Source organism: Pseudomonas sp. N-137, from assembly GCF_034555295.1.
GTDB lineage: Bacteria > Pseudomonadota > Gammaproteobacteria > Pseudomonadales > Pseudomonadaceae > Aquipseudomonas > Aquipseudomonas rhizophila.
Map to the genome: position 1 here is coordinate 1 of NZ_JAXUDQ010000028.1, position 23,769 is coordinate 23,769.

The 23,769-nt window shown below is 58.7% G+C and carries 12 protein-coding genes; 9 read left to right on the plus strand and 3 right to left on the minus strand.

The features are described from left to right. The coding region (locus tag T3A99_RS18440; protein ID WP_322834665.1) for a hypothetical protein at positions 1–275 on the plus strand (275 nt) is incomplete at its 5' end. Here the strand turns inward: T3A99_RS18440 and T3A99_RS18445 are convergent. Both T3A99_RS18445 and T3A99_RS18450 read right to left on the minus strand, forming a co-directional pair. Next, positions 264–638 carry a barstar family protein gene (locus tag T3A99_RS18445; RefSeq protein WP_322834666.1) on the minus strand — a complete coding sequence of 125 codons (375 nt, stop codon included), beginning with the start codon at positions 636–638 and terminating at the stop codon, positions 264–266. The two genes, T3A99_RS18440 and T3A99_RS18445, sit on opposite strands and share 12 nt — an antisense overlap. A 14-nt stretch (positions 639–652) precedes the next feature. After that, on the minus strand, positions 653–11,575 hold the full coding sequence (locus T3A99_RS18450) for a filamentous hemagglutinin N-terminal domain-containing protein (protein ID WP_322834667.1): 10,923 nt from the start codon (positions 11,573–11,575) through the stop codon (positions 653–655). Positions 11,576–12,211: 636 nt separating this feature from the next. Between T3A99_RS18450 and T3A99_RS18455 the strand changes: the two genes are divergently transcribed. The 8 genes from T3A99_RS18455 (at position 12,212) to T3A99_RS18490 (ending at position 22,974) form a co-directional block, all read left to right on the plus strand. Continuing rightward, positions 12,212–13,837, plus strand: coding sequence for an ABC transporter substrate-binding protein (locus T3A99_RS18455; protein ID WP_322834668.1), 1,626 nt, complete (start codon positions 12,212–12,214; stop codon positions 13,835–13,837). Positions 13,838–14,141: 304 nt separating this feature from the next. Then, positions 14,142–15,743 carry an ABC transporter substrate-binding protein gene (locus tag T3A99_RS18460; protein ID WP_322834669.1) on the plus strand — a complete coding sequence of 534 codons (1,602 nt, stop codon included), beginning with the start codon at positions 14,142–14,144 and terminating at the stop codon, positions 15,741–15,743. Positions 15,744–15,915: 172 nt separating this feature from the next. Next, complete coding sequence (locus T3A99_RS18465; RefSeq protein WP_274090022.1) at positions 15,916–17,337, plus strand: OprD family porin; 1,422 nt, start codon at positions 15,916–15,918, stop codon at positions 17,335–17,337. A gap of 75 nt (positions 17,338–17,412) precedes the next feature. Then, positions 17,413–19,008, plus strand: a complete 1,596-nt coding sequence (locus T3A99_RS18470) for an ABC transporter substrate-binding protein (RefSeq protein ID WP_076383542.1) — start codon at positions 17,413–17,415, stop codon at positions 19,006–19,008. Between the two features lie 74 nt (positions 19,009–19,082). After that, positions 19,083–20,093 carry an ABC transporter permease subunit gene (locus T3A99_RS18475; RefSeq protein WP_107321871.1) on the plus strand — a complete coding sequence of 337 codons (1,011 nt, stop codon included), beginning with the start codon at positions 19,083–19,085 and terminating at the stop codon, positions 20,091–20,093. Between the two features lie 10 nt (positions 20,094–20,103). Then, positions 20,104–21,015, plus strand: coding sequence for an ABC transporter permease subunit (locus T3A99_RS18480; RefSeq protein WP_047229030.1), 912 nt, complete (start codon positions 20,104–20,106; stop codon positions 21,013–21,015). 10 nt (positions 21,016–21,025) lie between these two features. Continuing rightward, a complete protein-coding gene (locus T3A99_RS18485) occupies positions 21,026–21,994 on the plus strand; it encodes an ABC transporter ATP-binding protein (RefSeq protein WP_173406555.1) in 969 nt (322 codons plus the stop codon). Next, positions 21,994–22,974, plus strand: a complete 981-nt coding sequence (locus T3A99_RS18490; RefSeq protein ID WP_047229032.1) for a peptide ABC transporter ATP-binding protein — start codon at positions 21,994–21,996, stop codon at positions 22,972–22,974. The genes T3A99_RS18485 and T3A99_RS18490 overlap by 1 nt, the downstream gene beginning before the upstream one ends. Positions 22,975–23,138: 164 nt before the next feature. On the opposite strand, the gene T3A99_RS18495 is transcribed toward T3A99_RS18490, so the two are convergent. Beyond that, the gene (locus T3A99_RS18495; RefSeq protein WP_274090023.1) at positions 23,139–23,381 is read right to left on the minus strand and encodes a hypothetical protein; all 243 of its coding nucleotides are present in this window, start codon (positions 23,379–23,381) and stop codon (positions 23,139–23,141) included. Positions 23,382–23,769 lie beyond the last annotated feature (388 nt).

Consider the following 23,769-nt stretch of genomic DNA (forward strand, 5'->3'; position numbering starts at 1 on the left):
CGATCGATTATTCCCTCGCTGAATTAGATGCAAGGGTACACCCGGTATCAAGACGCGCGCTCTACGTGGCATATAGGGAGAGTCCTTCTCATACAAGTCGATTCAAAAGCTTAGTCAACCCAGAAAAAGACATCACCTCCTTATATTTTCTACTGTTTCAGCCCCGCAAAATACATTACAAAAAACGTGGTCTGTCCCCGTTTTCTTTTTTTCTAGTAGCTTTGGGCAAAAACTCGATAGCTGTCGCTTTTGCACCGCTTGAGCTAACTCGTTAAAAGTGCCTCCACTGCACGTCGATCAGCTGTTCGAAAGAAAACTTCCAATTCATGTTCCTCATCTGCCGCCCAATCAAGAATCGCGTCGCGCAACACCTTCAGATAAACCTTCAACTCTTCTTCTGGCAGATCTGGAAGATTTTTATGCACAAGAACCACCTTGCGGCATGGGATCCATTCAAGATCTCTCAAGCAGTCATACAGAGCATCCCAGTTGAATCCAAAATACCCTGGGAGCCACAGTAGGTAATATAGCGCCCTCAACAACTCTCCCGGGAGGGAGATCTCCGGATCAATACGCACATAGAAGACCTCCGCAGTGTTGTATGAGGGCGCGACATCAGAAAACTTGAACGGAAACATTCTCACTCCCTAGTTTATTTGTTAATCGGAATAAATGTTTTGTAATGGTCAGCCGTGTAGAACATCTCACCACTCTTCCCTACAACTATTCGCTGGGGCCCTGGTCCTGAAACACCAGGGGTTGGGTGCACGTACTCCGTGTAGTAACCGGCGGATTTCTGCGGCAAATCGCCAGCACGATTCTGGAATATAGACCCGTCATTTCGATGGGGAAACGAACCACCCGACTTTATCCGGTCTAAGGTTGGGCCGAGATCAACAGTACCTTGCAAAACCTGCCCGGTCTTTTGATCAACAACCTTCACTCCATCAATGAAGCGGGTCGGCTCTTTTGCACCAATCGCCCTCCCTCCCCCAAAGAGTATAGCCGCCCACTTGGCAAAATCACCTACGGTTTCGGGTTTTACATCGATCCCAGCCTGCCCTGCGAGATTGCTAGCGGCTTGGAATGCTCCTGACGCCAGCCCCATCTCTGCGAGCCGAATTTTGGTAGTCGCATTCATTAGCTGCGCTACGGTTAATACCCCTTTCATCTGGCCAGGGATATCACCGGATACTCGCCCCTGAGCAAGTAGTTCCTGAGTTTTGTCGAGTTCCACTACTAGATCTTTAAACTCAGCTATACACCCATTAGGGTCCCTCTCACAAAACGACTTTAGTCGCGTTTCGTTAGCATCATTCAGATCTGCATATTTTTCCCTAACCTGATCGCAAGTATTTGTGGCAGCACAGGTTTTTGACTCTTCGATTAGACTCTCAACCTCTTTGTGGGTCAGATAGTTATGAACTGTGGCCATCTGCGCCACCCAACCCGCGACCTGTTGGTCTTTATCACTCCCACCAGCCGCCGCCGCGACCGTCATACCCAAGAGTTGAGAGGTCATAGCCAGCACTTGCTCGTGCGCAACACCAGGGAAAATTTTGTCCCCAACCATCTGAATCAAGGCTTTATTGGCTCCGGCAGCCAACGCTGAAGTAGTGAAATCACCTCCGGCGGCCTCTCCAATCAGACCACCTACGATGGCGTGAACTGCGACTTTGGTGGGGAGACCACTTCCTAAAAGACTGTCCCCTACTTGTGCATAAATGGCACCTGCCAACATATCAGCGGCCAACGCCACCGCAGCCTGTCCCAAGTTGTCCTTAAACTTCCCGCCGTCGACAATTGTCTTCAAAGCCGCATTGACCGCTAGGCGGGCACCGACATTTGCCCCTCCTAGACCGCCACTAATGCCTGCGACCGCAATATTTTTGAGGCTATCGCTAGACGTAACATCTTTAACAACAGCACCAAGGTCGCCCTTATTATTGATAGTGCTGATCGCAGCACCACTGGCCGCCGTGGTGATCATGGAAGTGACAGCGATATTGCCCCATCCTGCTGCTGCAGTGGAGCTGGCCGCAGCCATTGCCGTGCCGGAACCCGCCGTCGCACTGGCTGCGGAACCCACCGCCGCACTGGCGGTTCCCGCCGTCAATACGGTAACAATAATAATAATCGCCAGCATCGCACCCTGCCCAAGGCTCGAGCTGCTGTACTTGAACGACTCGTGAGTTTCCTTGATCAACCGCCAATCCACATCACCGCGCTGCTCGGCCTCCTTGAGCCAGGCCAGTTGCGGGTCAGCCTTGACCATGGCGTCGATGGTTTGACTGACGGTCTTCTGATTGATGTGCTTGATATCGATGTTCAAGCCATCGACAGCCTTAATGACCAAGTCGCCTTGAGCCACCAGTTGGCTCTGGCGGAGGTTTTCATCAGTGTGACCTTTACCCTTCATCGAGTTCCAGGCCAAGCTGGTGTTGCTCTTGGTATGGCTTTCCTGATCTAGATCCTTGACGCCCTCGAAGGTGATCGCCCCCCCGCTGTGTATTGTCAGGTCATCGCCACTGTTCAGCTTGGCGACTTGATAGCGCTGGTCACTTCCACTGAGCAAAATCAGATCCCCACCCGTGGTGATCTGGCTCCCAACATGGGTGACCTTGGTCAGCTCATCACGCCGGAACTGTTTCTTTCCCCAACTGCCGTTTTTCTTTTTCTGATACAGCGAGTAATCACTGTCTTGCGCAGCCAACAAGTCAAGATTTTCGCCAGCCACCAAGTAAGCTTCATCACCGGCGGTGACGCGGCTGGAGATGAGCGCCATGTTTTTTCCGGCACTCATCGACACATTACCCCCAGCGCTGATGGTGCTGCCGATCTGTTTGACGTGATCTTTCTGGGACGTGACCTTTTTCGACTTGTAGTAATAGTGTGATTCGTCGGCGCCGGAAGAGACCGTCATATTCTCGTTGGCGGCCAGGGCTACGTTGCGATCAGCGCTGATCTGGCTGGCAATGGCGTTGAAGTCTCGGCCAGCATTCACAACGACGTCGCGACCGGCGTCCAGGTCCGAGCCCAGTTGAGTGATCGAGCTTCTGCGAATCCCACCCGTACTGGAGCTTTGCTGTTGAGCCGAGACGATATTGACATCCCGTCCAACATCGATCCGGGTATCACGACCGCTGACCATGACGCTGCCAACGCTCTTGTAGTCCCGACCGGCGCCCATGGTCAGATCATTGGCGGCTTCGATGCGCGAAGCGCTGTCCGCGTAGTCCTTTAGCTGGTTGTAGCCTTTGTTGCTGAAGCTGGCAGTGGTGATGGTGCGCTCGTTAATCACGTCTCCGACTATCGCGTTCATGCTGATGTCACGCCCAGCGATGATCCCGCCGGATTTATTGACGATGTCGTTGCCAGCCAGCATGTCGAGACGGTTTCCGGCTTCGATCAACCCGCTGTTGGCGAGGTTCTGGCCGGCGGTCGCGGAGAGGTTATTGGTGGCCCGGAGGGTGCCAGCATTCTCAAGATCCTTACCGGCGATCAACGTGACGTTCTGGCCGGCAATCAACGCACCATTAGGCGCCAAACGATTGTTGGCCTGCGCCATATACAACACCGGCACCAACACCTTCTCACCGTTCACTTCATGCTCTTCAAGCCAGACGATGTCGTGGGTCAGCGCGGCGACTTGCTGGGCGGTGAGGGTGACGCCCATCGACAGGTTGAGGGCGTCTTTGCTAGCGAGGGCGTTGTTCATTAGGTACTTGAACATCGCGTCGTCAGAGGTCTGGCCGTCGATGAAGCGTTGGCCGGTGCGGGCGACGACGGCTTGCTGGATCAGACGTTGTTCGAACAGACCGTCGCCCAGGCGTTTGGCGCTGATGTCGGGGTCGTAGCCGAGTTTGGTCAGCAAATAATCCGAGCTGGTGAATGACTTGAGATTGGTGAGGACCGGGTTGGTCTCGATCAGGTATTTATGCGGCTTCGAGGTAACCGTTGCGCTCGGCAGGCCCGTGACTCGTGCCAGGGTCTGGCTGGTCGGAGGTGTTGGGGTTCCTGCAGAGCCACCGCCTGCTGGAGAGGTTACCTGGAAGGCGGACCCGCCAGCGTTGTCACCATTCAATAGCTGCAACTGACGATCAGAGGCCGAAAGCGGGGTGACGTCGGTGACCTGAATATCGCGCACATTAGCGATTGGGGCGACGGTGGAGCGATCCGATGCGCTCACGCTGGCGTTGCCAATTGTCCAGTTCTGCGGCACGGCCGGAGCCGGGGATGCCGAGGCATTGCTGGAACCCTGCCCGCTCAATCGGAACAGGCCATTTTGCCCGGTCGGGAGGCTGAAACCGGGAAGTGTCAGGGGGTTTATCTGTTGTTGAGCCAGGTCCGGTGGGAGTTGGCTGTTCAGTGTGACGACCGTGGTTCTGCCTGATCCTGACGCGGCGGTTGTGGTGTTACGGGATGAGGTCGATATGCCTGTGGAGAAGGGGCGCTCTACGCCGTTGGTGATTTTGTTTGTTGCGGTAATGGAGACGTTGCCGCCGGCTTGGATGATGGCCGGAGCAAAGTTGTCGGATGAGGTGGAGGAAACAACTATTTGATCAAACGGAGTGGAATTTTTTATAAAGCTTGGCAACGCACTTTTAATGCCAGTCGAATACTGGGATGCGGCAAACTCTATTTCAGGGATACGTTTACTCACATTTCCGCCAAGCGCTATAATGATCGGGCCAAAAATCTGAAAGTATTCCTTTTCAAACGGCTTCGCCCCTAGCACTCCGCTCTGAGAATAGATAATAGTCTCAGTGCCAGACGCGTTCCAAAAATGCATGCCACCACTGTAATCGGCATCATTATAGACGTTATATTTTACAAACTCAGCCATTTCATTATATGTAGGCTTGTAGTACGAATAATATTCCCTACTTACATAATCCCCTAGAGCCGTGCCTGAATTCTCAAAATCCATCACTGAAATATCTATATTACCCGCCGCTGCAATCGATGAATTTGAGTTTAAAAATGAACCCCCTCTAACTACAAAATTACCAGAGGAACTGAGCGAGGCCGCGTGGGCTGTGGTATCTCCCGAAACTACTACTCGGTACTTCTTCTCATATACAAAATGCGATACCGGCTGCTCACGCGTCCAATAACGGGGAAGCGAATCACAGCTATAACACTGAATCCCTATCGCCGAAGAATACAACTCCGCCTCAGTCTTAAAATCCCCCCGCTTATTAATAATCGAATCCGCATTAATAGAAAAATCCCGTCCACTCTCCATAGTGCCCGAATCATTTTCCATCAGCGCCGACCGTCCACCCAGGTCATTGCGTGCTACATCAATATCCCCCAACGCATAAACATCCGACTTACGGTTGGTCAAACTCCCCACCCGAAACTTCAAATCCCCACCGCTGAACAAAAACCCACCCTGGTCGTTCAGCAATGTCGAAGCCGTCAGTTTCAATCCATCCGCGCCGGCCACGGTCCCGTAGTTATTGACGGTACCCGCATTGATATTCAGCGCACCCGCCGATGTCAGCCGCCCGTAGTTATTCAGGCTGCTCAAGCCACCGCGGCCACCAATCGTCGTGGTCCCGCCGCCGGTAATGCTTGCCACGCTGCTCAGGTCGATCGCGGCGGCGTCTACCGTCATGTCGCCCAAGCTGGTGACGCGGCCATTGCCGCTATACCGCCCGGTCAACTGCAAGCCCATGCTGCCATCACTGGCGATCAACCCATGGTTGATCCAGTTCCCGCCCTTACCCTCCAGCCGCGTCGAAGCCAGCAGTTGCCCGGTCGCGGTCTGGGTGAAGTTCTTGACGTTGACGTTCAGCCGCCCGGCCTGGATGACGCTGGTGTTGGTCCAGGTGTCGGCGTTGAGTGTCAGGCCGCCGCGAGTGACGATGGTGCCGCCGGCGCCGGTGACGTTGGGCAGGGAGATGTCGAACGTACCGTCGCCCAGATGCAGCAATTGGCCGCCGCTGTTAAGGAAACTGTTGGCGGCCAGGGTCAGATGAGTGTTGGCGGTTTCCAGGTTGCCGTTGCGGTTGTCGAAGAGGCTGCCGATCTGGAAGTCGGTTTTGCCGCCGGTGCCCAAGGCGCGCAATTTGCCGCTCTGGTTGTCGAGGTTCGCGGCGCGCACGGCCAGGGTGCTGTCACTTTCGAGGATGCCGCTGCGGTTGGTCAGGGTACCGCTCAGGCCGAGGTCGATGCGGTTGCCGGCGATCTGGCCGGCGGTGTTGTCCAGGCTGGCGCCGGTGGCGCTGAGCAGTCCGGTGGCGTAGAGGCCGCCGTTGCGGTTGTTCAAGTCGGCGGTGTTGATGACGACATCGCCGGTTTGGGCCGCGATTCGGCCACCGTTGTTGTTCAGGCCGGCCAAGGCGCGAATGTTCAGGCTCTGCGCCTGGATCACACCGCCCTTGTTGTTCACATCGAAGCCGTTGCGCAACACGCCCACGGTGCGCGCTTCAAGGGCGCCCTTGAGGGCGGCAAGGGTGCCGCCGCGGTTGTCGATGTTGGCTGCGGTGAGGCTGACATCGCCGGTCTGGGCAATGAGTTTGCCGCCTTGGTTGTCCAGGTTACCGCTCAGCTCGACGGTCAGGCCGGTCTGGCCTTGCATCTCGCCCTTGCCGTTGGCCAAGCTCGCGGCTTTCAGTTTGACGTCGGCTGTCTGGCTGTAGATCAGGCCGTTGGTATGGTTCTGCACGGCGCCAGTGGCGGTGATTGCCAGGGCGTTTTTGGCGGCGACGGTGCCGGTGTTGCTGTTGTCCAGGGAGCCGGTGGTCAGGGTCATTTGATCCTGGCTGGCGATTTGGCCGCTCTGGTTGTTGATCGTCGTCGCGCCCTTAACGGTCAGCGGGCCGGCGCTGGCGAGCTTGGCGCCGCTGTTGTCGAGGGCACCGTTGAGGTTCAGGTTGACCGCCGCGTTACCGATCAGGTTGCCTTGGCGGTTATCCAGGTCGTTGGCGTTAAGGGTCAGTGCTTGTTGAGCGTTGATGGCACCACTGGCGTTGTCCAGAGCCGTGGTCTTGATGATCAGGCCCGCGCCGCTGTCGATCAGGCCACCCTGGCCATTGTCGAGGGCGCCGCTGAGGATGAGGTTTTGGGCGCCGCCGCTACTGAGCACCCCTTTTTGTGAGTTGTTCACCGCAACGGCCTTCACATCAAGGGTGCCCAGGCTTACCAGCGCACCGCCGTTGCTGTTGAGCAGGTTGCCCAGCAGAGTCAGGTTCAAATTACCGTCGCGGCTGGAAAGCGTGCCGTTGTTGCGGTTGTCCAGGCTGGTGCCGTTGACCTGCAACCCCTGCCACCCGGAGATCAAGCCGTTCTGGTTGACCAGGGTTTTGCCGTCGAAGCTCAGGTTCTGGCTGCTGATCAGCTTGCCGCCGCTGTTGTCCAGCGTCCGGCCGCGCAGGTTGAAACTTTGGCTGCTGGAGATTTCGCCGCCCTGGTTGTTCAGGTCGCGCAGGGCGTTGAAGGTCAGCGGGCCTTTGGCGGTGATCAAGCCATTGCGATTATTCAGGTCGCCGTTGCCCAGGTTCAGGGTGACGGCTTTTTCTCCCAACAGGCGGCCGCCGTCTTGAGTCAGCGATGCGAGGGTCAGGCTGATGTCGCCCTTGGCCGACACTTCACCGCCGTCGCTGGAATCCAGGGACTCGGCACCGAGGGTAAGGTCGCCCTGGGCATTGATCAGGCCATCGGCGCTGTTGTTCAGGGCCATGGCGTTGAGGACCAAGGTGCCGCCTGCCAGCACGCTGCCGCCCTGGTTGTTCAGATCACCGCTGTTGAGCGTGAGCAATTGCGCGGCGCTGATCAGGCCTTGCGCCTGGTTATCCAGTTGCCCAATCGTCGTCAGGTCGAGGTTGCCGCGACTGGTGAGGGTGCCGCCGTTGTTGTTCAGGCTTTGCGCTGTGGCATCCAGGGTCGCCGCGCCGATCAGGCCTTTGACGTTGTTCAGCGCCTGGGCGATGCGCAGGGTCAGGCCCTGGCTGCTGAGCAACCGGCCACTGTCGTTGTTGAGATTATTGGCCGCCAAGGTAAAGGCTTCGGCGCTGGAGATTTCACCGCCCTGGTTGTTCACGCCGTTGAGTTTTTTCAGCAACAGCACGCCGGGGGCGTTGATCAAACCGCTCTGGTTGTTGAGCTGGCCATTGTTCAGGTCCAGGCTCAGCGAGGTGTTGCTGAACAGCTTGCCGCCCTGCTGATCCAGACCGGACACCGACGCGGTCAACGCGCCTTGGCTGCCGATGCTCCCGCCATCCTGGTTGGTGACTTGGCCAGCCACGAGGTTCAGCGTGCTGCCGCTGTTGAGGCGACCGCTCTGGCTGTTATCGAACGCGCCCGTGGTGACGCTCACCGTGCCTTTGCCGCTGATGTTGCCCTGCTGACGGTTGTCCAGCGCCGCGCTGGTGAGCAGCAGCGCGCCGTCGGTGACCAGTTCGCCGCCCTGGTTGTCGAGACGCCCCAGGCTTTTCACGGTGAGGTCGGCGGCGCTGGACAGACTGCCGTCGGTGTTGGTCAGGTTGGCGGCGCTGACATTCAGCGTGCCTTCGCTGCTGAGTTGGCCTTGGGTGTTGAGCAGATCGCGGCTCAGGTTGATGCGCTGGTTCTGCTGGCTGATCAGGTAGCCGCCGCTGTTGTCGAGGGAGCCGCCATCCAGCTCGAGTCCAGCCTTGGCACTGAGCAGGCCTTTGGTGCGGTTGAGCAGTTTATCCACGGTCAGCTTCAGCGCCTGGCCGGCGAATACCTGGCCGCCATCGCTGTTGTCGAGGTTCTGGCTGATCAGGGTGACGTCTGCGTTGCTCGACAGCTCACCGCCACGGTTGTCGAGGTCGTCGACATCGAGATCCAGCGCTTTTGTCGCGCCGATCAAACCGGCCTGACGGTTGTCGAGACTGGTCGCCTTGAGCGTCAAGGCATCGGTGCTGATCAACGTGCCTTCGCGGTTATCCAGCGAGGTGACGGTGGCCTCAAGCCCGGTCTTGCCGGCGATGCTCCCGGCGCGGTTGTCCAGGCGATCCGCGACCAACAGCAGGGCTCCGTCGGCGATCAATGAGCCGCGCTGGTTGTCGAGCAGGGTGTCGACCGTCAGGTCGAGTTGATCGCGGCTGCTGATCAGGCCATCGCTGTTGTCCAGGCTGTTGCTGCGGCTGTCCACGGACGCCGCCGAGATGACGCCCCGGGCGTTGTTGAGGAGCTGGGCGGTTCTGAGCACCAGGCCTTGATTGCTCAGCAATTTGCCGCCGCTGTTATCGAAGTTCTGCGCCGCCAGGGTGAAGGCTTGCTGGCTGGAGATTTCACCGTTCTGGTTGTTGACGTCCTTGAGGTTGTTCAGCAGCAACGCACCCGAGGCGTTGATCAGGCCGCCCTGGTTGTTCAACTGGCCCTGGTTCATGTCCAGGCTCAGGCTGGTGTTGCTGAACAACTCACCTTGTTGTTGATCCAGACCGGTAACACTGGCGTCCAGAGCTTTTTCACTGGCGATGCGGCCAGCGGCGTTATTCACCTGGCCGGCCTTCAACGACAGCGTGTCGCTGCTGATCAGGCTGCCTTCGACGTTACTTAGTGACGCGGCGCTGTCGATGCTCAACGCGCCCAGGCTGGAAAGCTGACCACCGTCATTATTCATCTCGCCCGCTTTGACGCTGGCCGTGGTGTCGCTTTTCACGCTGCCCTGGGCGTTGAGCAGTTGTCCACGCAGGTCCAGATTCAGTCCTTGCTGTGCATAAAGAGATCCCTGGCGGTTATCCAGTTGCCCCCCATCAATAGCCAGAGCGGCGCGGCTGGAGATCAAACCCTTGGCCTGGTTGTTCACGCGTTCGAGAGTCAGGCTCAGGTCGCCATAGGCAATCAGTTTGCCGCTATCGCTGTTGTCCAGCTCGGTGCCGGCCAGCGCCAGGACGCCCTGGCTCGACACTTCACCGCCCCGGTTATCCAGGCTGCCTACGTTAAGACTCGCTGCCTGGGCGGTGGTAATGACGCCGCCCTGACGGTTGTCCAGGCTCGCCGCATTGAGGGTCAGCAGCCCGGTCGATGACAGCAACCCAGCCTGATTGAGCAGGTGCGCCGAGATGCTGGCGGTGAGTGCGTCACCGCTGAGCAACCGACCTGCGGTGTTATCCAGCGAGGCGACATTCAAGGTGACGTCACTCAAGCTGTTGAGCTGGCCGTTGCGATTGTTCAACTGCCCAACATTGGCCGTCAGGTTGCCGTTGCTGCTGACCACGCCTTGAGTGTTGAGCAGCTTATCGGCCGTCACGCTCAACGCACCACTGCTCAGCACTCGCCCCTTGCTCTGGTTATCCAACGTCCCGGCTTTTACCGTGCCGGTTTGCCCCGCACTCAAGGTCCCCCCCTGGTTGTTCAACGTCTGCGCAACATTGGCCGTCAGATTGCGACTGGCGATCACACTCTTGCCGTTGTTGCTCAGAGTTTGCGCAGTAACGCTCACATCCCCCGCCGCATTGCGCGAGTTATCAGCATTGACCCCGGCCTCAATGATGCCGTTGTTGCTCAACTGCCCACCGGCATTCAGGGTGATGGAGTTGCGCGCCGCGAGGGTTTTCCGGTTGGTCAGGTTGCCCTGGGTTTGCGCGTTCAACGTGGTGCCGGCGTAGACCGGACCACGGGCGTCGAGGCTGGCAGCCTTGAGCTTGACGGCGCCGCTGGCCGAGGTGTCGACCATGCTGAGATGCCCATTGGCATCGAGCTGAATATCCCCACCACTGGCGATCAGTTTTCCGTCCAGCTTCACGCCAACACCGGCCTCGGTGCCCACCAATTTGATGGCGCCGGCGTACATCCCGCCCAGCGCCGAGGAGTCGATGGCCAGTTCCGGTTTAGCACTGCCGTCATCGGCGCGGGCGGTGGCGCTCAAGGTGTCGGCGTTGACGTCATTGCGTCCGGCAATAATCGTCAGGTTCTTGGCCTGGATCTCGGCGTTGATCTTGGCGCTGCGGGTGATGATTTCGAAGTGGTCGACGTTGTTGGCGTTGAGGCCTGCGCCTTCGATGGCGACGCTGCCTTTATCCACCTGATAACGATCCAGCCGACCGTTTTCCACCACCGGTTTACCGGTGCTCAAGGTCACTTTCGGGCTGTTGATAAAACCGCAGCCGTTGCAGGTGATGCCGTACGGGTTGGCGACGATGACGTGGGCCGATTGCCCCGCCACTTCGGTGTAGCCGCGCAACTGGCTCGGGTTGCCGCCGTTGACTTCGTTGAGGATGGTCTTGGCCGCCGTGCCATTGAGGTTCGGGTTGCCGAGGATGATCCCGCCCAACTGGGTGGACTGGGTGCGGGCGGTGGCGTTGTTGAGAATCACACCGTTGCTGCCGACGTTGTAATCCTTGAACTGGTTGTGGGACAGGCCGCTGCCGTTGGGCTTGGCGATGTTGACGATGGGCACGCCGTTGCCGGCCCGGTCCAGGCCAGTGCCGGGCGCGCTGACCACAATGCCTTCGGCCTGGGCCCACAGCGGTTGCCAGAACATGACGTTGGCCAACAGGAACGCCAGGCCGCGCTTGGGCATGCCCCAGAAGTGCTCGCGGGTTTGCAAGGCAGCAGAAGGCTGGCGGGCCAGAAAGGCGTGTTGGCGGTCGTCCATGATCGGGTCTCGTTGCAGCAGGAATTTAAAGAAGCACTTCCATGCGAATGTCGAGCGGCGGCAAAACCAGACACGACTTTGCTCCAGGGGTGGGTGAAGGCAGGTGCTTACCCCCGGGCCAGAAAGTGACATCAAAATAGTGGCGCGATATTAGATAGCCATTATTCTGGCGTCAATGAATGAATGCGCAAACAAGGGGGCTGTACGGACCACCGGTCTGGAGATGGAGGGGTAATTGTCAGGCTGCCATCGCGAGCAAGCTTTACTCCCACAGAGGATCAGTCACATGCAGTAGCGCGCAATACACACAAAGGCCGCGTGGTTAAACACACAAGGACCCTTGGGTTGCACCCCTCTATCTCGCGGGTTTCATGGGGTGACACCTGCCCCAATACGGTGCACAAATACCTTCGAGGCGCACAGGAATCGGGCGCGACTTGTATCAAAAACGGCCACGCAAACGATCAAATGCGTCAGAAGTTACACAGATGCGACATTAAGGTACGTTCGTGCCACTGTTTCAGGCCTGTAACCGCTCTGGATCTTGCATTGGGTATGGGGCCTGCATAAGTATCCGCAGGACGACTCACGAGGTCGCCCTCAAATCCAAAAATGACAACAAATCATGAGGCCAACATGCTTAAACACGCGGTCATTCCGTTTTTAGTCGGCGCAGGCTTATTAGCCAGCGCACCTTTCGCCCATGCGGCGACTAACCTGGTGTTCTGCTCCGAAGGGAGCCCGGCCGGTTTTGACCCTGGTCAGTACACCACCGGAACCGACTTCGACGCCTCTGCAGAAACCATGTTCAACCGCCTGACCCAGTTCGAACGCGGCGGCACCGCTGTGATTCCTGGCCTGGCGACCAAATGGGACATTTCCGAAGACGGCCTCACCTACACCTTCCACTTGCGTGAAGGCGTCAAGTTCCACACCACCCCGTATTTCAAGCCGACTCGTGAATTCAACGCCGACGACGTGCTGTTCACCTTCAATCGCATGATCAGCAAGGATGACCCGTTCCGTAAGGCCTACCCGACCGAATTCCCGTACTTCACCGACATGGGGATGGACACCAACATCACCAAGATCGATAAAGTCGACGACCACACCGTCAAGTTCACCCTCAAGGATGTTGACGCCGCGTTCATTCAGAACATGGCCATGAGCTTCGCCTCGATCCAGTCCGCTGAGTACGCGGCCCAACTGCTCAAGGAAGGCAAGGCCCCCGACATCAACCAGAAGCCGGTCGGCACCGGCCCGTTCGTGTTCAAGAGTTACCAGAAAGACTCCAACATCCGCTACACCGGGAACAAGGATTACTGGAAGCCTGAAGACGTGAAGATCGACAACCTGATCTTCGCCATCACCACCGACCCATCGGTACGCATCCAGAAGCTGAAGAAGAACGAGTGCCAGGTCACCCTCTTCCCACGCCCAGCCGACCTCAAGGCGCTGAAGGAAGACAAGGCACTGAAGATGCCTGACCAGGCGGGTTTCAACCTGGGCTACATCGCTTACAACGTGATGGACAAGATCAAGGGCAGCAATGAGCCGAACATTCTGGCCGACCTGAAAGTTCGCCAGGCGCTGGACATGGCGGTCAACAAGCCACAGATCATCGATTCGGTCTACCAGGGCGCTGGCCAACTGGCGGTCAACGCCATGCCGCCGACCCAATGGTCCTACGACACCACCATCAAGGACGCCAAGTACGACCCTGAGAAAGCCAAGACGCTGCTCAAGGAAGCCGGCGTCAAGGAAGGCACCAACATCACCCTGTGGGCGATGCCGGTACAGCGTCCGTACAACCCGAACGCCAAGCTGATGGCTGAAATGCTGCAGTCCGACTGGAAGAAGATCGGCCTGAACGTCAACATCGTCAGCTACGAATGGGGCGAGTACATCAAGCGCTCCAAGGGCGGCGAGAACCAGGCCATGATCATTGGCTGGAGCGGTGACAACGGTGACCCGGACAACTGGCTCAACGTGCTGTTCGGCTGCGACTCGCTGGCCGGCAACAACTTCTCCAAATGGTGCGACAAGAAGTTCGACGACCTCGTCAAGCAGGCCAAGCGCACCACTGATCAGGCCCAACGCACCGAACTGTACAAACAGGCGCAACACGTCCTCAAGGACGCTGTGCCGATGACACCTATCGCTCACTCGACGGTGTATCAACCCATGCGCGCCAATGTGCAGGACTTCAAGATCAGCCCGTTTGGCTTGAACTCCTTCTACGGCGTCAGCGTCAGCAAATAAAGGTAGGCAACGGCGGCGTTTCTGACGGCGCCGTTGCTTTATCTGCCGAGACCAAGACTCAGGAAAACGCCTACATCCAAAAGCACTGCGTACCACAGCAGCTGGTTTAGGACGTATCGCCTTTTCCCACAAGTCTTTCAGGCGTTACGCATTTACTGCCTGGCCCGCGGCCCATACCGTCGGGAGCCAGGTCGATCTGCTGGCGCTGCGGCATCGCTGTTCGCAATGGATTGAACTCAGTGCCCGGACAGGTCCTGCAAGGGCGCCTGTCACTGTTAAACACCCCATAGAGAGAGGGAGCGTCATGCGCCATACCTTGGTTTTATCCGCATTGCTGGGCACCGGCCTGCTGGCCGCCACTTCCATGGCCCAGGCCGCCGGCGGCAGCCTGGTGTTCTGTTCCGAAGGCAGCCCCGCCGGTTTCGACACCGCGCAATACACCACCGCCACTGACAACGATGCCGCCGAACCGCTGTACAACCGCCTGGCCGAGTTTGAAAAGGGCGCGACTAACGTCGTACCTGGTCTGGCGACTAGCTGGGACATTTCCGAAGACGGCCTGAAATACACCTTTCACCTGCGCGAAGGGGTGAAGTTTCATACCACCGATTACTTTACGCCGACCCGGGATTTCAACGCCGACGACGTGCTGTTCACCTTCAACCGCATGCTTGACCCGCAGCACCCCTTCCGTAAGGCCTACCCGACCGAGTTTCCATACTTCAACGGCATGAGCCTGAACAAGAACATCGCCAAGGTCGAGGCCACCGGGCCGCTGACCGTGGTCATGACGCTCAACAGCGTGGACGCCGCGTTCATCCAGAACATCGCCATGAGCTTCGCTTCGATCCTGTCGGCCGAATACGCTGATCAGTTGCTCAAGAGCGGCAAGCCCAGCGACATCAACCAGAAGCCGATCGGCACCGGGCCGTTCGAGTTCAAGAGCTACCAGAAAGACTCCAACATCCGCTATGTCGCCAACAAACAGTACTGGGCGCCGGAGCGGGTCAAGCTGAACAACCTGATCTTCTCCATCAACACCGATGCCTCGGTACGGGTGCAGAAACTCAAGGCCAACGAATGCCAGGTCACCCTGCATCCACGTCCAGCCGATGTGCCGGCCTTGAAGAACGACCCGAAACTGCAACTGATCGAGAAACCCGGTTTCAACCTCGGCTACATCGCCTATAACACCCGTCACAAACCGTTCGATCAGGTCGAAGTGCGCCGGGCGCTGGACATGGCGGTGAACAAGCAGAGCATCCTCAACGCCGTGTACCAGGGCGCGGGGCAACTGGCGGTCAACGCCATGCCGCCGACCCAGTGGTCTTACGACGATACGATCAAGGACACCGCCTACAACCCGGAAAAAGCCAAGGAGTTGCTCAAGGCTGCCGGGGTCAAGGAAGGCACCGAAATCACCCTCTGGGCCATGCCGGTCCAACGCCCGTACAACCCCAACGCCAAGCTGATGGCCGAAATGCTTCAGGCCGACTGGGCGAAAATCGGCCTGAAGGTGAAGATCGTCAGCTATGAATGGGGCGAATACATCAAGCGCACCAAGAACGGCGAGCACGATGTCAGCCTGATCGGCTGGACCGGTGACAACGGGGACCCGGACAACTGGCTGGGCACGCTGTACAGCTGCGATGCCATTGGCGGCAACAACTACTCCATGTGGTGCGATCAGGACTACGACAAGCTGATCAAGCAGGCCAAGGTCGTCACCGATCGCGACCAGCGCACCGTGCTCTACAAACAGGCCCAGCAATTGCTCAAGCAGCAAGTGCCGATCACCCCTGTCGCTCACTCGACGGTCAACCAGCCGCTGAGCGCCAAAGTCGAAGGGTTCAAGGTCAGCCCCTTCGGTCGCAACGTGTTCTCGGGCGTCAGCCTGAACCCATAACTGATTAGCCATACAGCAGGGCCCCATTTGGGGCCCTCACGCAGACGTCTTGCCGAAATTCACCGTTCAGGCGTAGTGCAAACGTTTGCGAAGCCAAGATGAGTTGTAAAAACCGATAGCCGTATCACTAAAAAAGACCGGCATTAAAAAAGAAAGAAAAGGAGCGTTACCGATGAAACTGAGCAACACCGCGTTACTGGCCTTGGCCATCAGCAGCGTTACGGCCACGGCCTATGCTGAATCTGCAAGTCAGGAATTCGTCCCGACCACCCTGGCTGGCAGCAGCGCTCAAAGCGAGGCTAAAGGTTTTATCGATGGACAGAGCTTGGGCGGCACGACCCGTAACTGGTACGCCAACGAACTGAAACGTCGTGATGACCGATTCAGCTATAAGCCTAACAGCGTAAAAAATGATCCTTCCGTGCCGGCTACGCCCATCGCACGTCGTATCAACTGGGTTCAGGGCACCATCGTTAACTACACCTCGGGCTTTACCCAAGGTACAGTCGGCGTCAGCACGGAAGTAGCCGCCTACAACGCCATCGTGCTGGATCAAGACCGCAAGCACATCGCCGGCGGTTCCAACCGCACCCTGGCCGACTCCAACGGTGATGCCGTCGACCAGTGGAGCAAGCTGGGTCTGGCCAACGTCAAGTTCCGCGTATCGAATACAACGCTCACCGCCGGACGTCAGAATTTCAGTACGCCTATCGTCGACGTTATCGGCAACCGCGCACTGCCTTCGAGTTTCGAAGGTGTGAGTCTGCATAGCGAGGAATTCAACAACCTGTCGTTCGACGTGGCCGGTTTCGATCGCGTTTCGCCGCGTACCGAGCAGAGCTTGTCGAAGTTCCGCAGCGAGTACTCCGCCACTGGCGTGGAAACCGACAAAGTCCTCACCGCCGGCGTGAACTACCAGCCGTTCAAGAGCCTGAAAACCAGCCTGTATGGCGCCAATGTTGAAGACTTCTGGAACCAGTACTACTTTGGCGCGACCCACGAGTTGGGTGACAGCCAGGTGCTGAGTCTGACCACCAGCCTGAACTACTACAAAACCGTTGATGAGGGCAAAAAGCTGATGGGGAATATCGATAACGATACCTACTCCCTGTCGCTCGGCCTTGCTCACCAGGCCCATAGCCTGACGTTCTCCTATCAGGAAGTGAACGGCGACGAGTACTTCGACTACCTGCACGAAACCAATGGCATCTACCTGGCCAACTCCTTGCTGTCGGACTTCAACAGCCCGAACGAGAAATCGTTCCAGATCGCCTACGGCCTCAACATGGCCGAGTACGGCGTACCGGGCCTGAAGTTCAACATCTATCAGGCACGCGGCTGGGGCATCGACGGCACACATTACCGTGGCACGGCCTACACCGCACCAGGTACCCAGCGCGGCGACCTGAGCCTGATGGACGGCGAAACTCACTACGAATACGGTGTTGGCGCCTCCTACGCCGTGCAAAGTGGCCCGCTCAAGGCCACCGCGATTCGTGCGACATACACCACGCACCGCGCCAGCGAAAACCAGGCTGATGGCAACATCAACGAATTCCGTCTGGTCACCACCATCCCGTTCAACATTCTCTAAACCATCCACCGAACGGCCGACTCACAAGGTCGGTCGTTCGGTTTTTGCCATTGAACCGATTGCAGAGGATAGCCGATGAACATGAATCCCCTACGCGCAGCCATCGCCGCTGCGTTGCTGAGTGTCGCCGTAGGCGCCACGGCCAAACCCCTGGTGGTTTGCACAGAAGCCAGCCCGGAAGGCTTCGACATGGTCCAGTACACGACTGCAGTCACTGCCGATGCCGTGGCAGAAACCATCTTCAATCGCCTGGCCGACTTCAAGCCCGGCACCACCGAAGTGATTCCGGCCCTGGCCGAATCCTGGGACATCAGTGACGACGGCCTGACGTACACTTTTCATCTGCGCAAAGGCGTCAAGTTCCACACCACCGATTATTTCAAGCCGACCCGCGACATGAATGCCGACGACGTGGTCTGGAGTTTTCAGCGCCAGCTGGACCCGAATCATCCCTGGCACAAGCTGTCGAGCGTAGGCTTCCCCTACTTTGAAAGCATGGGCTTCAAAGAGCTGCTCAAGAGCGTCGAGAAAGTCGACGAGCACACAGTCAGGTTCAGCCTGACCCGCCGCGAGGCGCCATTTCTGGCGGACATCGCCATGGCCTTCTCCTCGATCTACCCGGCCGAATACGCCGACCAGTTGCTCAAGGCAAACAAGACCGGCGACCTCAACAGCAAGCCGATCGGCACCGGCCCGTTCATTTTCCAGCGCTACAACAAGGATGCCCAGGTTCGCTTCAAGGCCAACCCGGACTACTTCCGTGGCAAGCCACCGGCCGATGCGCTGATCCTGGCCATCGCCACCGACAACAACGTGCGCATGCAAAAGCTCAAGACCAACGAGTGCCAGATCGCGCTGTATCCAAAACCCGATGACATCCCCAGCATCAAGAAAGACCCGAACCTGAAGGTGACGGAACTGGACGCGATGACCGTTTCCTACACCGCCCTGAATACCAGCCACAAATACATGAGCGATGTGCGGGTGCGCAAAGCCATCGACCTGGCCTTCGATAAGGAAGCCTACGTCAACGCGCTGTTCGGCAAGGGCAACGCCACCGTGGCGGTCAACCCGTACCCACCGACGCTGCTGGGCTTCAATCATGATCTGAAAAATCCGCCCCGGGACCTGGACAAAGCCCGTCAACTGCTCAAGGAAGCCGGCGTACCTGAAGGCACTGTGTTCACCCTGTTCACCCGTAACGGCGGCGGCCCGACCAACCCCAACCCGATGCTCGGCGCGCAGATGATGCAGGCCGACCTGGCCAAAGTCGGGATCAAGGTCGACATCCGCGTGATGGAATGGGGCGAAATGCTCAAGCGCGCCAAGAACGGCGAGCACGACATGGTTTCCGCCGGATGGGCGGGCGATAACGGCGACCCGGATAACTTCCTGACGCCTATGCTCAGTTGCGAAGCGGCCAAGAACGGCGAAAACTACGCGCGCTGGTGCAACGAGCAATTCCAGGCGCTGATCGATCAGGCCCGCGCCACAGTGAACCCCGAGGAGCGCACCAAGCTCTATGAACAGGCCCAGGTGCTTTTCAACCAGGACCAGCCGTGGATCAGCATGGCCCACACCCGAATGTTTACCGCAATGCGCAAGAACGTAGAGGGCTATGTGATTAGCCCGCTTACGACCAATAACTTCGCCACCACCCAGGTGAAGTAGATAAGAAAACGCCCGGCAACTCTTATCCAGGAGCTGTCGGGCACGCCTAACCGGCTGATGAGGTACACCTTAAGATGTTTAGTTTTATTGCCCGCCGACTGGGATTATTGATCCCCACGTTCTTCGGCATCACCTTGCTGACTTTCGCGTTGATTCGCATGATCCCCGGCGACCCCGTGGAAGTGATGATGGGCGAACGTCGGGTCGATCCCGAAATGCACGCTCAGGCAATGGAACGCCTTGGCCTGAACAAACCGCTGTATGCCCAGTACCTGGACTACATCGGCAAACTGGCCCAGGGCGATCTCGGCGAATCGCTGCGCACCCGCGAAAGCGTCTGGACCGAGTTCAGTTCCCTGTTTCCCGCGACCCTGGAACTGTCCATGGCCGCCCTGTTGTTCGCCGGTATCCTGGGCCTTTTGGCCGGGGTGATCGCGGCACTCAAGCGAGGATCCCTGTTCGACCATGGGGTGATGGGCATCTCCCTGGCGGGGTATTCGATGCCGATCTTCTGGTGGGGCCTGATCCTGATCATGTTCTTCTCGGTGTCCCTGGGCTGGACGCCGGTGTCGGGACGGATCGACCTGCTCTACGACATCGAGCCGAAAACCGGCTTCATGCTGATCGACACCCTGCTGGCCGATGAGCCGGGCGCGTTCCTCGACGCCCTGCACCACCTGATCCTGCCGGCCATCGTGCTGGGTACTATTCCGCTGGCGGTGATCGCCCGCATGACCCGCTCCTCGATGCTCGAAGTGCTGCGTGAAGACTACATTCGCACCGCACGCGCCAAGGGCCTGTCGCCTTCGCGAGTGGTATTCGTGCATGGCCTGCGCAACGCGCTGATCCCGGTGCTGACCGTGGTCGGCCTGCAAGTCGGCACATTGCTGGCCGGTGCGGTGCTGACCGAAACGATCTTCTCCTGGCCAGGTATCGGCAAGTGGCTGATCGAAGCCATCGGCGCCCGGGACTATCCCGTGGTGCAGAACGGCATCCTGTTAATCGCCTGCCTGGTGATTCTGGTCAACTTCGTCGTGGACATCCTCTACGGCTTTGCCAACCCACGTATTCGTCACCAGCGCTGAGATCAAAACCATGAGTACTCCAACTACCTCGGTAGCAGTCGATCAAAGCCTGCTGTACCCGTCCCCCTACAAAGAATTCTGGCAGGCGTTTTCCCGCAACAAGGGCGCCGTGGCCGGGCTGATGTTCATGACCCTGATCGTGTTCTGCGCGATCTTCGCCCCGTGGGTCGCCCCCCATGACCCGAGCGAACAATACCGCGACTTTTTGCTGACACCGCCGGTCTGGCTCGAAGGCGGTCAGATGCAATTTTTGCTGGGCACCGACGAACTGGGGCGCGATTTGCTGTCGCGGCTGATCCAGGGTTCGCGTCTGTCGCTGCTGATCGGCTTGTCGTCGGTGGTGATGTCGCTGATCCCGGGCATCCTGCTGGGACTGTTCGCCGGGTTCTTCCCGCGCCTGCTCGGCCCGACCATCATGCGTTTGATGGACATCATGCTCGCCCTGCCCTCGCTGCTGTTGGCCGTGGCGATTGTCGCCATCCTCGGCCCTGGCCTGATCAACACCGTGATCGCCATCGCCATCGTGTCGCTGCCGTCCTACGTGCGCCTGACCCGCGCCGCGGTGATGGGCGAACTCAACCGTGACTACGTGACCGCCGCCCGCCTGGCCGGTGCCGGCCTGCCGCGCCTGATGTTCATCACTGTGCTGCCCAACTGCATGGCGCCGCTGATCGTGCAGGCAACCTTGAGCTTTTCCTCGGCGATCCTCGACGCCGCCGCCCTGGGCTTCCTCGGCCTGGGCGTCCAGCCGCCAACCCCGGAGTGGGGCACCATGCTGGCCTCGGCCCGAGACTACATCGAACGCGCCTGGTGGGTGGTGAGCCTGCCTGGCTTGACCATTTTGCTCAGCGTGCTGGCAATCAACCTGATGGGCGACGGTTTGCGCGATGCGCTGGACCCGAAACTCAAGAATGCCGCCTGAGGAGATTCCCATGTCACTGCTAGAAATCAAGAATCTCAACGTACGCTTCGGCGACGCCACCGCCGTGCCGGTGGTCGACGGCCTGGACCTGAGCGTGGAAAAGGGTGAAGTACTGGCCATCGTCGGTGAATCAGGCTCGGGTAAATCCGTGACCATGATGGCGCTGATGGGGCTGATCGAGCACCCCGGCATCGTCACCGCCGACGCGCTGAACTTCGATGGCAAGAACATGCTCAAGCTGAGCAACCGCCAGCGTCGGCAGATCGTCGGCAAGGACCTGGCGATGGTGTTCCAGGACCCGATGACCGCGCTCAACCCCAGCTACACAGTGGGTTTCCAGATCGAAGAAGTGCTGCGCCTGCACCTGAAGATGTCCGGCAAGGCCGCCCGCCAGCGCGCCATCGAACTGCTGGAGAAAGTCGAAATCCCGGGCGCCGCCAGCCGCATGAACGCCTACCCGCACCAACTGTCCGGCGGCATGAGCCAGCGGGTGGCGATTGCCATGGCGATTGCCGGCGAGCCGAAACTGTTGATCGCCGACGAACCGACCACCGCCCTCGACGTGACCATTCAGGCGCAGATCATGGACCTGCTGCTGGCCCTGCAAAAAGAGCAGGACATGGGTCTGGTGCTGATCACCCATGACCTGGCCGTGGTGGCTGAAACCGCCCAGCGTGTGTGCGTGATGTACGCCGGCCAAGCGGTGGAAGTGGGCAAGGTGCCGGAGCTGTTCGACATCCCCGCCCACCCGTACAGCGAAGCACTGCTGGCGGCGATTCCGGAACACAGCATGGGCGCCGAGCGCTTGGCGACGCTGCCAGGTATCGTCCCCGGTCGCTACGATCGTCCGCAGGGCTGCCTGCTGTCGCCGCGCTGCCCGTACGTGCAGGACAACTGTCGTCAACAACGCCCGGCCCTCGATCCGAAATCCAACAGCCTCGCCCGCTGCTTCTACCCGTTGAATCAGGAGGTGGCGTGATGGCCGTCGTACTTACCGCCCGTGACCTGACCCGTCATTACGAAGTGTCCCGTGGCATGTTCAAGGGCCATGCCACCGTACGTGCCCTCAACGGTGTGTCGTTCGAACTGGAGGCCGGCAAGACGCTCGCCGTGGTGGGTGAATCCGGTTGCGGCAAATCCACCCTCGCCCGGGCCCTGACGCTGATCGAGGAACCGTCCACCGGCTCCCTGAAAATCGCCGGTCAGGAAGTGGCCGGGGCGAACAAGGCCGAACGCAAGCAGTTGCGCAAAGACGTGCAGATGGTGTTCCAGAGCCCGTACGCGTCCCTCAACCCACGGCAGAAAGTCGGTGATCAACTGGCCGAGCCCTTGCTCATCAACACCAACCTGTCGGCCACCGAGCGGCGGGAGAAAGTCCAGGCGATGATGAAGCAGGTGGGCCTGCGCCCCGAGCATTACCAGCGCTACCCGCACATGTTCTCCGGCGGCCAGCGCCAGCGCATCGCCCTGGCCCGCGCCATGATGCTGCAACCCAAGGTGCTGGTGGCGGACGAACCGACGTCGGCGTTGGACGTGTCGATCCAGGCCCAGGTGCTGAACCTGTTCATGGATCTGCAGCAGGAGTTCAACACCGCTTACGTGTTTATCTCCCACAACCTGGCGGTGGTGCAGCACGTGGCCGACGACGTGATGGTGATGTACCTCGGCCGTCCGGTGGAAATGGGCCCTAACGAGTCCATCTACAGCCGTCCGCTGCACCCGTACACCCAGGCGCTGCTCTCGGCCACCCCGACCATCCACCCGGACCCGAACAAGCCGAAGATCAAAATCGTCGGCGAACTGCCCAACCCGCTCGACCCACCGTCCGGCTGCGCCTTCCACAAGCGCTGCCCGTACGCCACCGAGCGCTGCCAGACCGAAGAACCGGCCTTGCGGTTGCTGGATAACCGGCAGGTGGCGTGTCACTACGCCGAGCAATTCCTCGACGGCGCGGCGTAAACCCGTCAAGGACTAGGCGCGCCCCTGTGGCGAGGGGATTTATCCCCGCTGGGGCGCGTAGCGGCCCTAAATCGACCGCCTCGGTCTATGAGGCCGGAACACAACTAACCCCTTCCCTCCGATCAACATCAATCGGCCGGAAGGGGTTTTTTGTTGTCTGTACCCTACGTCTGGCTATCACCCTCATCACCATCACCGGCATCAGGATCATCAATCGTCGAATCGTCATCATCCTGATCGCCAGGTTGCTGTTCTTCGTTGGCGGCAAGCATCCATTCGCCCTGCGCCACCTGTCCGTTCACCGCTTGTTTTTCATGCTCATCGCATTCGGCCCAGGCCGCTGACGAACCGAGGGACAGCATCAGCAAAACCTTCAGCAAAATCATCGCGCGTAGAAATGCGTTCATAGCCGATTCCTTTTTTTCTCTGGTTAAAGCCCTAAGCCTGACGGCGTTCAAGAAACGCTGATCCTGAACGGTCGGTTCCTCAGATAAGACGCCCATGTACAGGCAGAAATGCCGTCCGCTGACAGAATGGTTTCGCATAACGTTTATCCCGAACGGTTATGAACTGAGCCTACTTACCAACCCACCCCGGAAACCTTGTGGGAGCAAGGCTTGCCCGCGATGGCGAAGGCACATTCAACACCCCCGCAAGCTGACCCACCGCTATCGCGAGCAAGCTTTGCTCCCACAGAGGAATCTGGGCCGAACACATTTTTTTGCCCGCTGAAGTTCCAGTGTGGGAGCGAGCCTGCTCGCGATGGCGGTGGGTCAGCAGCTTTGAGATTGACTG

Bases quoted from the DNA above. Each gene is read 5' to 3' on its own strand.
- T3A99_RS18495 (WP_274090023.1), bottom strand. From the start codon at position 23,381: ATGAACGCATTTCTACGCGCGATGATTTTGCTGAAGGTTTTGCTGATG.
- T3A99_RS18475 (WP_107321871.1), top strand. From the start codon at position 19,083: ATGTTTAGTTTTATTGCCCGCCGACTGGGATTATTGATCCCCACGTTC.
- T3A99_RS18445 (WP_322834666.1), bottom strand. From the start codon at position 638: ATGTTTCCGTTCAAGTTTTCTGATGTCGCGCCCTCATACAACACTGCG.
- T3A99_RS18460 (WP_322834669.1), top strand. From the start codon at position 14,142: ATGCGCCATACCTTGGTTTTATCCGCATTGCTGGGCACCGGCCTGCTG.
- T3A99_RS18465 (WP_274090022.1), top strand. From the start codon at position 15,916: ATGAAACTGAGCAACACCGCGTTACTGGCCTTGGCCATCAGCAGCGTT.
- T3A99_RS18480 (WP_047229030.1), top strand. From the start codon at position 20,104: ATGAGTACTCCAACTACCTCGGTAGCAGTCGATCAAAGCCTGCTGTAC.
- T3A99_RS18470 (WP_076383542.1), top strand. From the start codon at position 17,413: ATGAACATGAATCCCCTACGCGCAGCCATCGCCGCTGCGTTGCTGAGT.
- T3A99_RS18485 (WP_173406555.1), top strand. From the start codon at position 21,026: ATGTCACTGCTAGAAATCAAGAATCTCAACGTACGCTTCGGCGACGCC.
- T3A99_RS18455 (WP_322834668.1), top strand. From the start codon at position 12,212: ATGCTTAAACACGCGGTCATTCCGTTTTTAGTCGGCGCAGGCTTATTA.
- T3A99_RS18490 (WP_047229032.1), top strand. From the start codon at position 21,994: ATGGCCGTCGTACTTACCGCCCGTGACCTGACCCGTCATTACGAAGTG.
- T3A99_RS18450 (WP_322834667.1), bottom strand. From the start codon at position 11,575: ATGGACGACCGCCAACACGCCTTTCTGGCCCGCCAGCCTTCTGCTGCC.